Origin of the sequence: Fodinibius salicampi, assembly GCF_039545095.1 — a bacterium.
GTDB lineage: Bacteria > Bacteroidota > Rhodothermia > Balneolales > Balneolaceae > Fodinibius > Fodinibius salicampi.
In genome coordinates, this window is the sequence record NZ_BAABRS010000001.1 from 1,576,602 (window position 1) to 1,591,394 (window position 14,793).

General features: G+C 42.3%; 15 protein-coding genes. All 15 read right to left on the minus strand.

All coding sequences use genetic code 11. The features are described 5' to 3' along the window. Positions 1-108 precede the first annotated feature (108 nt). Entirely contained in the window at positions 109-1,923 is a 1,815-nt protein-coding gene (locus tag ABEB05_RS06725) for a hypothetical protein (RefSeq protein WP_265788667.1), read from the minus strand. Positions 1,924-1,959: 36 nt separating this feature from the next. Then, a complete protein-coding gene (gene ric / locus ABEB05_RS06730) occupies positions 1,960-2,679 on the minus strand; it encodes an iron-sulfur cluster repair di-iron protein (protein ID WP_265788668.1) in 720 nt (239 codons plus the stop codon). A 78-nt stretch (positions 2,680-2,757) separates the two neighbouring features. Then, positions 2,758-3,795, minus strand: a complete 1,038-nt coding sequence (locus ABEB05_RS06735) for a COX15/CtaA family protein (protein WP_265788669.1) — start codon at positions 3,793-3,795, stop codon at positions 2,758-2,760. A 1-nt stretch (position 3,796) separates the two neighbouring features. Beyond that, positions 3,797-5,179 carry an oxygen-independent coproporphyrinogen III oxidase gene (gene hemN / locus ABEB05_RS06740; RefSeq protein ID WP_265788670.1) on the minus strand — a complete coding sequence of 461 codons (1,383 nt, stop codon included), beginning with the start codon at positions 5,177-5,179 and terminating at the stop codon, positions 3,797-3,799. Positions 5,180-5,229: 50 nt separating this feature from the next. After that, positions 5,230-5,583, minus strand: a complete 354-nt coding sequence (locus tag ABEB05_RS06745) for a PRC-barrel domain-containing protein (RefSeq protein WP_265788672.1) — start codon at positions 5,581-5,583, stop codon at positions 5,230-5,232. A 97-nt stretch (positions 5,584-5,680) separates the two neighbouring features. Next, complete coding sequence (locus ABEB05_RS06750; protein ID WP_265788674.1) at positions 5,681-6,472, minus strand: ABC transporter permease subunit; 792 nt, start codon at positions 6,470-6,472, stop codon at positions 5,681-5,683. After that, a complete protein-coding gene (locus tag ABEB05_RS06755; RefSeq protein WP_265788676.1) occupies positions 6,469-7,179 on the minus strand; it encodes an ABC transporter ATP-binding protein in 711 nt (236 codons plus the stop codon). The genes ABEB05_RS06750 and ABEB05_RS06755 overlap by 4 nt, the downstream gene beginning before the upstream one ends. Continuing rightward, positions 7,176-8,429, minus strand: a complete 1,254-nt coding sequence (gene nosD / locus ABEB05_RS06760; RefSeq protein WP_265788677.1) for a nitrous oxide reductase family maturation protein NosD — start codon at positions 8,427-8,429, stop codon at positions 7,176-7,178. Before nosD ends, ABEB05_RS06755 begins: the two co-directional genes overlap by 4 nt. 54 nt (positions 8,430-8,483) lie before the next feature. Next, positions 8,484-8,930: a nitrous oxide reductase accessory protein NosL gene (locus ABEB05_RS06765; RefSeq protein WP_265788679.1), complete on the minus strand. Its 447-nt coding sequence runs from the start codon at positions 8,928-8,930 to the stop codon at positions 8,484-8,486. A 20-nt stretch (positions 8,931-8,950) separates the two neighbouring features. Continuing rightward, positions 8,951-9,520, minus strand: a complete 570-nt coding sequence (locus tag ABEB05_RS06770) for a hypothetical protein (protein ID WP_265788681.1) — start codon at positions 9,518-9,520, stop codon at positions 8,951-8,953. A gap of 91 nt (positions 9,521-9,611) precedes the next feature. After that, a complete protein-coding gene (nosZ, locus tag ABEB05_RS06775; RefSeq protein ID WP_265788683.1) occupies positions 9,612-11,591 on the minus strand; it encodes a Sec-dependent nitrous-oxide reductase in 1,980 nt (659 codons plus the stop codon). 38 nt (positions 11,592-11,629) lie between these two features. Then, a complete protein-coding gene (locus ABEB05_RS06780; protein ID WP_265788685.1) occupies positions 11,630-12,094 on the minus strand; it encodes a c-type cytochrome in 465 nt (154 codons plus the stop codon). Between the two features lie 222 nt (positions 12,095-12,316). Then, positions 12,317-12,769 (minus strand): RrF2 family transcriptional regulator, encoded by a 453-nt coding sequence (locus tag ABEB05_RS06785; RefSeq protein ID WP_265788687.1) that lies wholly within the window; start codon positions 12,767-12,769, stop codon positions 12,317-12,319. Positions 12,770-12,911: 142 nt separating this feature from the next. Next, positions 12,912-13,682: a creatininase family protein gene (locus ABEB05_RS06790; protein WP_265788688.1), complete on the minus strand. Its 771-nt coding sequence runs from the start codon at positions 13,680-13,682 to the stop codon at positions 12,912-12,914. Between the two features lie 256 nt (positions 13,683-13,938). After that, complete coding sequence (locus ABEB05_RS06795) at positions 13,939-14,589, minus strand: GDSL-type esterase/lipase family protein (RefSeq protein ID WP_265788690.1); 651 nt, start codon at positions 14,587-14,589, stop codon at positions 13,939-13,941. Positions 14,590-14,793 lie beyond the last annotated feature (204 nt).

Here is a 14,793-nt window from a genome sequence, read left to right on the forward strand (position 1 = left end):
TCTATTAAAAACAATGGATCTATTGGCTGATTAATTAATCCACTGAATAAGTAACCCAATGTATATAACTATAAAAGAACTTGTCAACTGTGACAGAGGTAATCCGTACTAGGCTTGAACCATTATCTTCGCCTCAGCGAATTTAATAATCTCTTCCAGTCGTTGTCGCTGCTCTTCAACAGTGGACGGAATAGAATCCAGGTTTTCCTCCTCATAAGCTTCTGTTTTTGCTATTTCAAGACAATAATCCATTCCCTTTTCCAAATTCTTCCGGATTTTTTTGAGTTTTTTAATATCCGCAGGATCGCCCTGCTGATTTGCAAGCTCTTCCACATAATCCACATAAAGTGTAATCTCTTTCGCAAACATATGCGGACGTTCAGCCGGTACCAGCGACGCTCCGCGCCCATAGATGTGATCGACCATTTCCCGCAGTGTATACTCTCCGTCAAACCAGGCAATATTGGGTCCTGGGCAAATAGCTTGTGGGGCGCGATGCTCGGCTAAAATTCCCAAATCAATGAGCGCCCCGTTGCCAAGATGGTCACATAAACAAGCCTTATTTAATACTTTTTCGCGCTTTTGTTCCTTCTGGTCTTCCGCCATTTCACTTTGAGCAATCTGGTCGAGCTTAAGCAGCTGATACTGCGTAGATGCGGTACAAATAGGCTGTTCCGTAAATTCGGTATTGGATTTTAGGAAGCCTTTGGGACAGGGTGAACCGGGTTTCCCCTTTTCTATTCGCTCCTTGTGATAATGCTCCGATCCGGTATCCCTAATGTTATTAAACGGCACTCCTAATGGGGAAACACCACTCAGATAAAGCTCGCTCTCACCCGCCTTTTCCAAGAGCTTACGTGTTGGTTTATCAACGGTAGTGGCTTCCGGAACTAATAAAAAGGGACTGCCCCATCCTGTGGCATCCATCTTAAAGTCCTTAAGCAGGCGCTCCGCTTCTCCGCTGTTGCCGATCCCCCCCTGCACCGTTAACCGGGGCTCAGTGATTTCCCAATCCTTTGAAAAGCCGCCGGCATGTTCATCATAATACTTTTTAATAAGCGGCTGTACCGCGGTTGTGAGCTGCTCTCTTTTCTCTCGGAATTCCCGAAGCAAACTTGGCATTAAGTGTCCATCTGAGGGGAAAGCGTGTCCTCCACAATTCAAACCTGATTCTATGCGATATTCAAATACCTCCAGACCTTTCTTAGCCAGGTACTTCCCCTGGATAAGGGCTGAACGAAAATCACTGACCTTCAGAATAATCTTCTTTTTAATCTCTCCACCGGCATCCCGATAAAAATCTTTAAACTCGGTAATATAATTATAGAGCCTTGGATTAAATCCCGCGGAGAGAATAAGACTCGACGACAGCTTGCTTTTTGCGTATCCACGTAAGGCAGCACTGGCATCACTGAATTCACTACTCATAGGCACATCGCCTTTGGTATAATTTAGCTTATCCACCTTCGCCATGATATTAACATCTATCGAACCCGGACTCATGAGCTGTGAGAGTTCACAGGAAAGACGATCACGAAGACTTCCCTCTTCGGTACTCATCAGTTTATTATATTTCTGCCTGATAACAGTCCCCCCAGGAAGCATCTCAAAGTACTTTGCCTTGTCGTTGTCCTCGAAGAAAGGCTGATTCCGGATCGCTGTAAACTTATCCTGAACAATCTCTTGCACCGTATCCAGGTAAACTGTAATACGGCGTGCGCGACCATCCTCCGCATTGCGGGCTATATTGGTGTATTCAAAGTCGAATTTTTGGCAATAATACTTGCGGATGCGTTCAACCAGCAGGTCATCTACAATAGAAATAACCGAATCGATTCCATAGGGACCAACACGGATGGGAGAATCAATTGAATGACCGGTTCCCATTACAGGAATAGAAAAGTCGTGAGGTGAAAGTTTCATAGTAAATAGGGTTATAGGTATAAAAGTTTTGCGTCGTCAATTCAAACGCTTCTCAAGTTCCAAAGCTTTTGGAAAGAGAATATTGTTTTCAAGGTGTACATGCTTGTGAAGGTCTTTTTCGAATCCTTCCAAATTTTCAAATAGGATTCGGTATGTGGTACATGCGTCTTCCGGTGGAGTAAAGTCATTACTCAGTTCACGGATTTTTGCAATAGCCGCTCCAGCATCGTCATGCTCATCTTCCATCATTGATACAGGATTAGCAGCACTGATATAATCCGGCTGTTCAGGGGTTTCATTATTCTTCTCAGCCTCTACCATCTCTTTGATATAGGGAAATAGGAGTTCCTCTTCCTTATCAAGATGATTAATCATTTCGCTGTGAAGTTTGGTAAACTCATAATAGATTTCTGTGAGTTCAGGATGGCGCTCCCCGTGTACTTTAGCTACTTTTTTTGCATAAGCACCTATTTCCGGAAGCTTCTTACGAGAAAACTGATGGTGGTTATTCACAATATAATCCACCAGGAAGTCCAGCGACCACTGGTCATAATTATCTTCTTTCCCGTTTTTATCAGTCAGTCCTTGTAAAGCAGTGTGTACTTTAGTTGGATCAACATTCTTTTTCTCACATGCTTCTTCTATGGTCAGATTTCCACCACAGCAAAAATCCAGTCCATAGTTTCTAAAAACTTGTGCTGCTCTATAATCATCAGTTACAACTTGTCCAATCGTTCGTTCTTTTACCGTATTCATAATGTGATTTTTATTTGGTTAAGCCTGTCAGGCCTTATTTAGTATTTAAGAGTATCTTATCTTAAATTAAGAATAATATTAGACTTTTACCCCATTAGATTTCAGATCGTGGTAGTACCAAATCCAGAAAAACAGTACCATAAACGCTCCGGCCTGGTGAATAACTCCTACCAAAATTTCCACATTGGTTATAACCGTTAAGATTCCGAGCACATACTGTGTCAAAATCATGCCGAGCAGAATTCGAGCTTTTTGTTCTATAATTGGACTGAGATCAGCTTTACGATTTTTCCACCAAAATATGGCAGCCGCTATTCCAAGGATAGTCCCTAAAATACGGTGCATCCATTGAACCGTACCGGGATTCTCTACCAGGTTTAATACCAACGGTTGCAGAACCCACGCGCTTCCGGGAAGCCAGTCCCCATTCATTGTGGGAAATGTATTGTACATATATCCTGCATCAAGTCCAGCGGTAAACGCACCCCAAACTACTTGAAAAGTAAAAATAATCAGTAGGGTTATGGACCACCGTTTGAGAGCAGGCAGATCGTTACTTTTCCCTGATGAATCTGAGTCGTAAAGATCCAGTGCATACCAGATACAAAATCCAAATAAAATCATAGCCAGCAGCAAATGAAGGGCCAACCGATAATGACTTACGTACGGCACATCCACCAAGCCGCTTTTAACCATAATCCAGCCCATAATTCCCTGCAGTGCTCCCAAAGCGAACAAAATACAGGCACGGCGTAACATTCTAGCATTAAAATACCCACGCACCCAGAAGAAGATAAATGGAACAAGAAAAACGAATCCGATGATACGGCCCAATAACCGGTGGATATACTCCCAGAAAAAAATTGCCTTAAATTCTGTTAGAGACATTCCTGTATTAATCTGCTGGTATTGAGGAAACTCCTTATAGCGTTCAAAAACTGCCATCCATTCGGATTCACTCATCGGAGGTAATGCTCCCATTATCAAGTTCCAATCAGACATTGAGAGACCGGAATCCGTCAATCGTGTAATTCCACCTACCACAAGCATGAAAAAAATTAACCACGCACCGGTCCATAGCCACCAGCGAATATATTTTTGTTGGTCGGGCGACATTTTATACTGTTTTTGAAAAGTTATGAACTTCCTTCTGTTCATTCAGGTAGTAATCAAAACACATAGCAATATTACGGAGAAACAACCGTCCTTTTTCAGTGATTATTAATTCATCAGAAGATCGTACAATAAGTCCGTCTTTTTCAAGCTCCAGTAAACGTTTCAATTCATCCGAGAAGTAATCAGTAAAATCAATATTCCATTGATTCTCAACGGAATGATAATCGATACCCATGCGACACATGATATCCATAATAACCGACTTGCGAAGCCGATCATCTCTGCTCAGTTGCAGTATTTTAAAAACCGGAGCATTTCCTTCATCCAATTGCTCATAATACCCTCCAATGTCTTTAGTATTTTGCCAATAATATTCCCCGACATTAGAAATACCCGACATGCCAAAGGCATATAAATCTGCTCCCGCCAATGTGCTGTAGCCCTGAAAATTACGCTGCAGTGTTCCATTGTCCATTGCCTGGGAGAGTTCCTCATCTTCCCGCGAGAAGTGATCCATACCTATAAATCGATACCTGTTCTCTGTTAAATAGGAGATACTCAGTTGCAACATGGCTAATTTCTCGTCAGTTGAGGGCATATCTGCCTCATTCAACAGCTTTTGAGCTGGCATCATGCTGGGAATATGGGCATAACTATACACCGCAAGCCGATCCGGATGCAAGGTGAGTACATCGTCTATGGTCTGCTGAAAAGTTTCCAGTGTCTGCAGTGGCAAACCATAAATTAGATCAAAATTAATAGAATCAATATTAGCTTCGCGAAGCCAATTTGTTACCTGCTGAGTTTGTTCAAAAGGTTGAATGCGATGTATGGCCTCCTGGACTTTTTCATTCGTATCCTGAACGCCCAGGGAGGCACGATTACACCCGATATCAGCCAATGTTTGGATATGCTCCCGGGTGCAGCGGCGAGGATCAATTTCAACGCCAAATTCCGTTTCCTCTGTAAGATTGAACCGTTTTTTTATTTCATCGCCCAAACGCTGCAGCTGATTCGGCTTCAAAAAAGTGGGGGTCCCGCCGCCAAAGTGGATCTGAACGATTTCAGAATCGGGATGCAGCAACTTTGAAATCTGGTCCATTTCTTTCTCAAGATAATCGAGATAGGCATCTCCCCGATCCTGATCTTTTGTAATAATTTTTGTACATCCACAATACCAGCAGAGCGAGAAACAAAACGGAATATGAAAATACAGAGATACCGGACGCGGTTCCCTATTACGATCGATTAAGTACTCATAAAGCGTTAAGATATCCTCATATCCCGTCTCGCTGAACTGTACCGCAGTGGGATATGAGGTATAGCGCGGACCCTGTACGTTATACTTTTTGATAAGGTCAATATTCAGTTTTGAAGCATCCATTTTACGTAGGTCTTTAAAATTGAACTAAAGCTGGAATTTTAAGCAGATAATCAGTTGAAATATTTGGGGATGAAATCTGTGGTTCCCTGCAAGAGTTCATAAACACACTCGGTACTATGAGATGTACCTGTAGGTATAAATCCCGCAGCGCTAAGCAGTATTTCTTCATCTATCTCGAAGTAGAAAGAGAATGTATCGGGATTTTTGATCTCCAGACACCGACGGGGAATAGCAAAATGACGATTTATTTTTCCGATAAAGTTGGCATAGCACAAAACGATATATGTAATCGCTCCATCCTGAGGAGTAATCATTACGTTCTGAATAACTCCCACTTCCTCTCCTGTAGGATTTTTAATTTTTGTTCCCATAATGTCGGTTACTAATTGTGTACCAGTTTTCATAATTTCATTTTCAATATTTAAGTGTTATTTGATTTTATAAGTTGTGTTTTCAACTCAAAAGTGCTGTTTCGGTTGTATATTTACATGCAGCTCATTCCTAAAAATCCTTCCTGTTAAACTGACGCTGACTTCTCCAAAGCGGAATGCCCATCCAGACCAGAAGGCTGGCAGACGCCACCCCTATCCCAAGCATGGTCCCAAAAAATCGATTGAACACCGCGCCGGTATATCCCATGAGTGCAGAAATATCGAATTCAAGTAATACAGTTATTCGAGCCAGATCTATTGGGTTTGCTAATGCCAGTGCCAGCATCGGTTTTTCAATGGGATAATCTCCAAAGGTAAAAATGGCTAACAGTACTAATCCGTCATAAAGCACCGCCAGGAAAAGCCAGCTGACCAAAGCAAAACCAAGCCCTTTTACCCGATCTTCGAAAAAGTATAGGCCGAACCAAAAACCAAGTCCTGTAAACAGAATCGTTAACACAATACCTAGTAAAAGAACCAGTAAAATTGACGATAGGTTGGCCGATAAAATCATACCGGTATAAATCATTGGCAGTGCCGTTCCCACTGCAAAAGCCAACGCCAACGGAACGCTAAGTCCGCCAAACAACCCCCAGAAAAAAGAGGAGCGATCAATCGGTTGGGCCAACAAAAGTTCGGTAAATTCTCGAGACTGATAAAGGTAGAGTGCACCGTAGATCATCCCTACCAGCGGTATAAGCAACAGCATTATATTTGACACACTAAGCAATGCCTTGGGACCCGCGCTACCGAAACGAATCATAGCATCGGCAATGAGCAGGTAAATGAGTCCATAGCCCACAATCCACTTCCCTCGAAGAAGATCTTTCCATTGGTATTTTAAAATTGTTAGTGTTTTCATGCTGCTGTTTCCTCCATCATTTTAGCCACAGCACCTTCGAGTCGCTGTTCTTTTTGCCGTTCCATCAGTTTATGCATGGGACCATCATATCGAATGTTTCCTTCTACAATAAATATGAGATGATCGGTTAATTCTTCTATCTCACTCATAATGTGGGAGGTCAACAGTACTGTTTTTCCTTTGTCCTTCTCTTCATGAACCAGCTTCTTAAACTGTACGCTCGACTTTGGATCAAGTCCCGCCGTGGGCTCATCAAAAATCAGGATTTCCGGATCAAACATCATGGACAGAATAGCTCCTACTTTCTGACGCATTCCACCGGAAAGTGTCCGCATGCGCTTGTCAATATCATTATCGAGCTCAAAATACTCGAGCAACTCCTTATCCCGATTTGTGGGGCTTCCACGCATATCTTTGATGAAATCAAACAGTTCTCTGATCGTCATATTTTCGGGATAACGGGCTATCTGTGGCATATAACCGATCTTTCGACGATAATCCCACTGCCCTTCTATGTTCTCTCCATTGATTAAAATATTTCCTGCCGTTGGCTTTACCAGTCCCAGCAGAGTTTTAATCGTGGTGGTCTTTCCCGAACCATTCGGTCCTACGATACCGGTAGCCTGTCCTGCCGGAATCTGTAACTCTATATCATTAAGGACCGTACGAGATCCAAAATCTTTACGTAAGTTTTTTATTGTAATCATAGAACAGGCTCCATTTTCGGTTTAGAATCAATAAGCGTTTCGGGAGTAAGGACCGGCATAAATTTTTCGGCAGCATCCAAAAGATCGATAAGCAGACTTCGTAGTAGCAGCAACGATTCTGGCTGTTTTTCTACCAGTATGGAAAACAATCGCACAGGACGATGAGGCACATCCCCTACTCCATCACGATCTAAATCGTATCCTTCATACTCACTCCAGTAATTTTTATCAAAATTATTGCTATAGTTCATCCTGCTGTTTGTTGATACTTCAAAGGAATTGGCGATAAAATTATTCTTACTAAATAGGTTGTCAGTAGAATTTGCCATCAGCTGAATCGCCCATCCATTTTGGCTGAACGTATTATCTTTTATATCATTTCTGCTGGATGCTTCCATATAGAGTCCCACTGAATTATTTTCAAAAGTATTATTTCTAATTACGCTTCTGTTTATCTCTTTCAGCAGCATTCCATAAGCAGATGAACCCCAGTTGTCCGCAAACCGATTATTAATGATCTCTACATTAGAAGTGTACATGACCGCCACCCCGCCACCATTATCACGGAAGGTATTATTTTCGTACCGGCAATTATCCGAATACATAAAATGGATTCCGTAACGGATATTCCCCTCACTGATATTACCGGAAATAGTAGCCCCGTCAACAAACTCAAAATAAAGTCCGTCGCGATGACCGTAGATATAGTTATCCGTAATTTCTACGTCTTTTGTGTACCAAAGGTGGATACCATTGCCGGAGTTGGTTTCACGCTGATATGATGCCGTAATATGATTGTTTTTCAGGACTGTTCCCTCAGATTTAGCCAGATAAATCCCAAAAAAGTTATTCACCAGCTTCACATTTTCAATGCGGACGTTATGCGCCGATTCAACCACAATTCCAGCATAATCGTCCATAAAACCGGCTTTGCTGTTATGAACTTCAATATCTTTTATTACTACGCTATCCGCTTCCACAACCACAACAAAGCCCTGTTCATCACCGTCGATGATGGCATTTTCTTCTCCCAATAACGTAATTCTTTTGTTTATGCGAATATCGTATTCAATATAGCGCCCTTCTTTAACAAACACGGTATCGCCTGGTTGAGCCTGATCAATTCCTGTCTGTACAGAAGTGATATCACCGTCTTTGGCAACAGTTATCTGGATAGCCGAAATCCGAGAGATAGGCATCGATAGCATCAGCCCCACAAACAGCATGGTTGTTAATTTTAATAATCTCATAGCCTCAATCCTTATTTGTAACTCAATTTACAGTACCAACTTGCAGCTTCAATGCTACCTTTCTATTTGGGACACCTCCGCCCATTTTAACAATGCTCCGGATTTTTCAGCCACATGCTCCCGGGCTTCTTTTTCCGATGGAAAAGCCAGTAGCGATTCGCCCATCGGGCTGTTTATCACCTCACTCTTCACGAACTGTGCCTCTCCGGCCTTAATCCAATTACCCGGCTGATTATAATCGCTCACATACCGTATTGCTCCTTGCAATTCATCGGCATTTTCTCGCTGATAGACTGCCATACATTCGATGGCGTCAAACTTTATCGCCTTTCCCTTATCTGTTACGATTTGGGAAGCGAACTGCTCGTCCGTTATCATCATCTTGCAATGCGCGCACTCGTCACTACCGTAGTGAATCACCGCCGGTTCCTGGCTGCAGGCTGTTGCCAAAAGAAACAACCCAGCAACAGCAATAATTTTAATAATCTTATAGAGATACATTATAACAGACCTCTTTTTTATCAATCCTCTTTGCTTTTCCACCATACCGTGCCGGCTATACCCATTGATAGTAGTGAGATATAAAATCCAATATGCGGCAGCGAAGTGGCATTAATATTCAGTAATTGCTTGCTACCCAAAAGCGGTGGCTGGTACGTCATGCCCGGTACTTTAATCGGGGCATCGGGGTTTAAATTATGACCATAATCGTATCCCCAGATATAAAAATCTACCAGTCCGGCAATGGCCAGCAATACAAAGATTCCAAGCCAGAACAGAATCCATTTCCTATCTCCTACTATTGCAATAACCACACCACTTATAATCAAAAAGCCGAATATAAAAGGCATGATCTTAAGTTCAGGGATAGAATCAGGGTTAATTTCTTTCATCCCGATATAATGGTTCAATCCATTAATATTTTGCAAATCATTCTTTTCCTTTCCCTGGATATTATCCACAGTAATATTCATGCCAATTCCCTCGGGATACTGTGGCGCATCCATGCTAATGCTCCAAATGGGTACAAAGTAAACGCCAATCAGTATTAGCGCCGCTACTCCCATCGAAATTCTTTTTTTTGTGTCCATTATATTAAGCCAAGAATGAAGGAAAATTACTACTATTATGAAATAAGAAGAAGAGAGGTTTCATCCTCTCTTCCACAGGGATTGAGGTCATTTAAGATTGACCTGTGCTATAGGATACTTCTACATCAGAATCTTCAGAAGATACTCGTACATAACCCTGCATCTCTTGGTGCAGCGCCGAGCAGAAGTCGGTACAGTAGAATGGGAAGACCCCTACTTTTTTGGGCTCCCACTTCAACGTCATAGTTTCGCCCGGCATAATAAGCAGTTCAGCATTATTGGCACCTTTCATTGCAAAACCGTGCGGTACATCCCAGTCCTGCTCGAGGTTTGTAACGTGGAAATACACTTCATCGCCCACTTTAATACCCTCGATATTATCGGGTGCAAAGTGACTTCGAATGGTGGTCATGTAAACATGTACTTCGTTGCCATCACGTTCCACACGTGTTTCTTTTTCGCTTTTAGCAGCATGAGGATGATTATTACCTTCGATTTCATAGAATCGTTTTTGATTCTCTTTGACCTTTTCGGCCGCGATGCCCTGTGCGTAGTGTGGCTCACCCTCGGTGGGGAAGTCAAGCAACAACTGCATTTTTTCGCCAGAGATATCAATTAATTGCGCCGAGTGGAACATTTCAGGTCCTGTTGGCAGGTAACGATCCTTAGTAATCTTGTTCAATGCAACCAAGTATTTACCGTCAGGATTTTGGCTATCTCCCCCAGGAATCATTAAGTGACCGGGAGAATAGTACACATCGATACGGTCAACAACTTCGAGTGTCTCAACGTCCCACTTTACAATTTCTGAAGAAATAAAAGCGGTAGTATAGGCATTGCCCTTATCATCAAACTCTGTATGCAATGGACCTAAACCTGGATTTTCTACTTCTCCATGCAGGATAGATTCGTAATTCAATACGGGAATGCCCTGTTCTTCGCCTTCGAAGTCTTCATTCTCGATAGCCGTCATCATTTTATCGAAGGAATGTACCGGAATGACGGTAGAAAGCTTACCGCCGGCAGCGATATACCTGCCAGATGGATCGACATCTACTCCATGGGGAGACTTGGGGGTGGGCAGAAAGTAAACGAGCCCATCAAGCTCACGGGGATCAAGCACCCGAACTTCCTCAATCAGTTCGCTTTTGGCAACTCCTCCCTCTTCATGATCAATATAATTGCGATAATGTTCACCAGGAATCATCTTTCCTTCACCGTTAGCAGCATATTCAGCCGCTTTTTCCCAGTTAATAGCCGCGATATAATCTTTGTCATTTTTCGAGGCATTGATCTCTAACATCGTGTGTGCTTCTTCACTGTTGTATGAGGTAAAGAATGCCCAACCATCAGAAGGACCTTTGCCCGAATGACTTAAATCATAATTGAAACCGGGCATCCTGATCTGGAAATCAATATTCATATGTCCTTCATCAGAAACCTTGATAAATGAAATTGTCCCCTGAAAGTTATCTTTATAACTATCAATACTCACATCCATGTTCTGGAGATTATCTTCATCCATCGGTACACTAAAGCGCGTTGCGGCAGTAACATACTCGGTATTCGGTGTTACAAACGACGAAGCGTGGTTACCGGCTGAGTTGGGTATCTCAATAATCTCTTGTGTTCGAAATTCATCCAGTCCGATTCGTGCAATTCGGGGAGTATTGTTTTCATTGATGAAGACCCAGCGTCCATCTGTTTCACCATTCGTTTGCGAAAGCTCAGGGTGATGTGCATCTCCCCAAGGTACAAAACCATCGCTTGTTTGAAACATTGGTTTGGTCTCCTCATTATATCCCCACCCGTTTACCGCAGCCTGCGAAAAGACCGGTATGGTAAAAATATGTCGCCCAGAGGGTAAACCGTATACCCCAAGCTGTCCATTATATCCTCCGGAGAAGAAGCCGTAAAACTCATCGTGTTCTCCTGGGGCTACATATACCTTCTCTGCAGCATCAGAAGAGGAACCAAATTCCCCGTTTGAGCTACATCCCATAGATAGAAAACCTATTGCTGCTACTACCGCAAACGGCCACAGCAAAGATTTTTTTAACATTTTACTCATAGTATTATACCTTTTTATTGTTATTTATTCGAGGTTATTTATTGTGATTCTTGTGCCAAATACTCTACAACAGCTCGTGCCTTTTCTCTGGTTAATTGCTGATTTGTCATCCGTGTCGGATATTCTGATCCAACTGATTTTGCAATAGGATGCTTTTCGAGCATTTCTTCAGGGTTTAAGATCATATTCATTACATAGGCGGGTGTACGCGTATTCATAATTCCTCCTAATGGCGGACCCACATAACGACTATCCATCTTATGACAGGCCCCGCACTTCATATCAAAAACCTGCATTCCCTCTTTTGCTAACTCAGGATCGATTTCATCAATTGTAATTTCTTCGTTAACCGGACCAATTCCATTTGTCATTTCAAACTCTGTAAGTTCCTGCTCCACCTCCTTATTTGCTGTGGCCTCCGTATTTGTATCCGAGCCTCCCTCACAACCAATAAGCAGTAGTATTGTTACAGTCATTAATCCCACTATTTTAGATATCTTCATAGGTACAATTAATTTTTATAATTAATTTAATTTTTAAGAGTATTTTATCTTTTATACATATATTACCTCAATAAACATGCCAGTTTTTCAATAGTCCTCTTTTTTCTGCTTTATAGGTGAATTTAATTTTTCAGATAAGAATAAATTGGCCAGATATTTAAATAGTATTGCAATCCTGCATTACTAATATCGAAGGGAACTGCATAATTGCAATAGTTTCAATTACTGCCAAACAAATTTCCCATCCGGTGTAATGCGCAAATCATTTTGTTTTCCCTTCTTGGACATATCTGCCAGACTGGTTGTTCTAAATACTTTCTCTATATCATCCCGGGTTTCCGCCCACATGCTATGCATGGGACAGGGTTTTTCACTCCCACATCCAGGGAGCCCCAATACACATTCCGTAAATATTTCAATCCCGTCAATTGCCACAACGATTTCTTGTAATGATATATCATCACTTGCTTTAGATAACCTTACTCCTCCCTTGGGTCCCTTCATAGACTCCAAAAGGCCCGCGGCCGTCAGCTCTTGAAGAATTTTCGTAAGAAAATGGAATGAGATATCAAGCTTTTCGCTTAACTTCTTTATGGAAATGTATTTTTCATTGGAACTCGAAGCCAGATACAATGTGGCCCTTAAGCCATATTCGCAAGATTTTGACAGTAGCATTGACGGAAATCAATATTTAAGAGTTATTTATCCAAAATTAAGTACTTCTTTTATTTTTTAAAACTAAAATTTGAATTTTCTAGATATGCTCTGTTGCTTTGTCCCTCCTTCAAGTCTATAAAACAAGGGTATTTAAGATCATTTACTCATAGAGTGAGTCATTATCAGTAACGGCAAGATCAGCAAGAAACTGACTAATGCGATCGGTTACAGCTTCTAAAAACTGCTCCCCCTTTTCGGCTGATGCCGCAACAGGATTGCCAACCCCCGTGTCTTCCGTTACCTGGGTCCACTCGCGCTGCACAAAGGTCCACCCCTCGTTTAAGCCATCCACTTTAAATTTGCGGGCTGCTCCCTCCCCCGCTTCCGAAAGAGGGAGTACCAGCTCTGGAGCAATATGCATGATCGCACTTGTTTCCATCTCCCCGGCATGATCTCCCGGTTCATCAAAATACTCCTCGGCATCAGCTGCCTGATACCAGTTTAATGCACAAGAAAACAACCCGGGAAAATCTACGGAAAGGGTACGGAGCATCTGCTTGAAGTGGTTTCCGCCATGGCCGTTCAGGATAACCAATTTGGGTATGCCCTGACGATGCAGCACATCGGCAATATCGTTTAGTACTGCCAGTTGGGTAGACGGATTCATATTCAGGCACAAATCCACATCCAGCTGACCGGTATTTACCCCAAAAGGTACGGTAGGAAGCACAATTATCTTTGCGTCCTTCTCCCAGGCTTTGCGAGCGGATTCGGCAGCTACATGGTCGCATTGGATGACATCGGTAGCATAGGGCATATGGTAATTATGGGCCTCGGTAGCGCCCCAGGGAAGGACCGCCACCTGGTAGGATTGTTCCTTCACGGTTTTCCAGTTCGTTTCAGCAAGAATATACGGTCGGGGTGAATTCATGTGACTGAATTGTATTTATATTTATGCATTTAGCGGTTATTGAATATACGTTAAGTGGTTAAAATCGAGGATAATGTCTTATAAATGGATTCAATCTCCCTAAATCCCTCTTCTCCAAGAGGGATTTATAACATTGGTTCATAAAATAATTCGTAGCAAATATATCAAACAACGAATTCCTCTGGCGAAGGAGGACATGCCCTGTGGAATTGAGCTCTATTCCACGAGGGCAGGAAGATTGATCTATTTTATTGAGTCAATTCAGATACTGCTCAATCTCTGACTTCCATACCAGATATCCGTTGCCGTTCAAATGCAGGCCATCCTCGGTATAATCCGGATTTAGCTGATCTCTATCAGTACTCATATCGTCAAACAAATTGATATAGGTAAGTCCTTTCCGGTCAGCCAGTTTTTTTAAGCCCTTATTTACTTCTTTAATCTCGGGCGTCTTGTCCACATGGGAGGAAAACTGCTCAAAATCCTCATTTACCGGCAGCACACTTTGGATATAAATCTTAGTATCCGGTGAATCCTGTTCTATTTTATTCACGATCTTCTCATAATTTTCCAATACATAATTCACCGAACGATCCCGTGCCAGGTCGTTAACGCCGATCATCACAAAGACTTTATCCGGATTTGATTCGGTCACTTCATTCAGTCGGTAGAGCACTCCATCGGTTACATCTCCGGATATGCCCCGATTTTTAAGCCGGGTGCTTCCAAACATCTCGGCCCACTCATTGCCATCGGTGATGCTGTCGCCAAGAAAGATAATTTCATCCTCCCCATTCGGCAGCTGCTCAAACAGGTTCTTTTTGTGGTAATAATAAGCTGAATAGTCAGGTTTTTCTTCCGTTTGCTGACCCAGAACATATTCTATTGATACTCCGGATATCAGCACAGTGCAGATTAAAATCGATTTAAGTAAACCTTTCATAGCAATAAAATTTAATTAACAGGATAATGGGTTAGGAGTTAGCTTCTAAACAACCTGTCAGCGTCCACAGGACCTGAAAGCGTTGTCTAAAAGACGCTAGACGCTGACAGGAATCAACAATTGATACGCTGTCAGGTCCTGTTTTTATTTAACCCTAAACACATTGAC

Excerpts from the sequence above, each read along its gene's own strand:
- ABEB05_RS06725 (WP_265788667.1), bottom strand. The coding sequence starts at position 1,923 with ATGAAACTTTCACCTCACGACTTTTCTATTCCTGTAATGGGAACCGGT.
- ric (WP_265788668.1), bottom strand. The coding sequence starts at position 2,679 with ATGAATACGGTAAAAGAACGAACGATTGGACAAGTTGTAACTGATGAT.
- ABEB05_RS06735 (WP_265788669.1), bottom strand. The coding sequence starts at position 3,795 with ATGTCGCCCGACCAACAAAAATATATTCGCTGGTGGCTATGGACCGGT.
- hemN (WP_265788670.1), bottom strand. The coding sequence starts at position 5,179 with ATGGATGCTTCAAAACTGAATATTGACCTTATCAAAAAGTATAACGTA.
- ABEB05_RS06745 (WP_265788672.1), bottom strand. The coding sequence starts at position 5,583 with ATGAAAACTGGTACACAATTAGTAACCGACATTATGGGAACAAAAATT.
- ABEB05_RS06750 (WP_265788674.1), bottom strand. The coding sequence starts at position 6,472 with ATGAAAACACTAACAATTTTAAAATACCAATGGAAAGATCTTCTTCGA.
- ABEB05_RS06755 (WP_265788676.1), bottom strand. The coding sequence starts at position 7,179 with ATGATTACAATAAAAAACTTACGTAAAGATTTTGGATCTCGTACGGTC.
- nosD (WP_265788677.1), bottom strand. The coding sequence starts at position 8,429 with ATGAGATTATTAAAATTAACAACCATGCTGTTTGTGGGGCTGATGCTA.
- ABEB05_RS06765 (WP_265788679.1), bottom strand. The coding sequence starts at position 8,930 with ATGTATCTCTATAAGATTATTAAAATTATTGCTGTTGCTGGGTTGTTT.
- ABEB05_RS06770 (WP_265788681.1), bottom strand. The coding sequence starts at position 9,520 with ATGGACACAAAAAAAAGAATTTCGATGGGAGTAGCGGCGCTAATACTG.
- nosZ (WP_265788683.1), bottom strand. The coding sequence starts at position 11,591 with ATGAGTAAAATGTTAAAAAAATCTTTGCTGTGGCCGTTTGCGGTAGTA.
- ABEB05_RS06780 (WP_265788685.1), bottom strand. The coding sequence starts at position 12,094 with ATGAAGATATCTAAAATAGTGGGATTAATGACTGTAACAATACTACTG.
- ABEB05_RS06785 (WP_265788687.1), bottom strand. The coding sequence starts at position 12,769 with ATGCTACTGTCAAAATCTTGCGAATATGGCTTAAGGGCCACATTGTAT.
- ABEB05_RS06790 (WP_265788688.1), bottom strand. The coding sequence starts at position 13,682 with ATGAATTCACCCCGACCGTATATTCTTGCTGAAACGAACTGGAAAACC.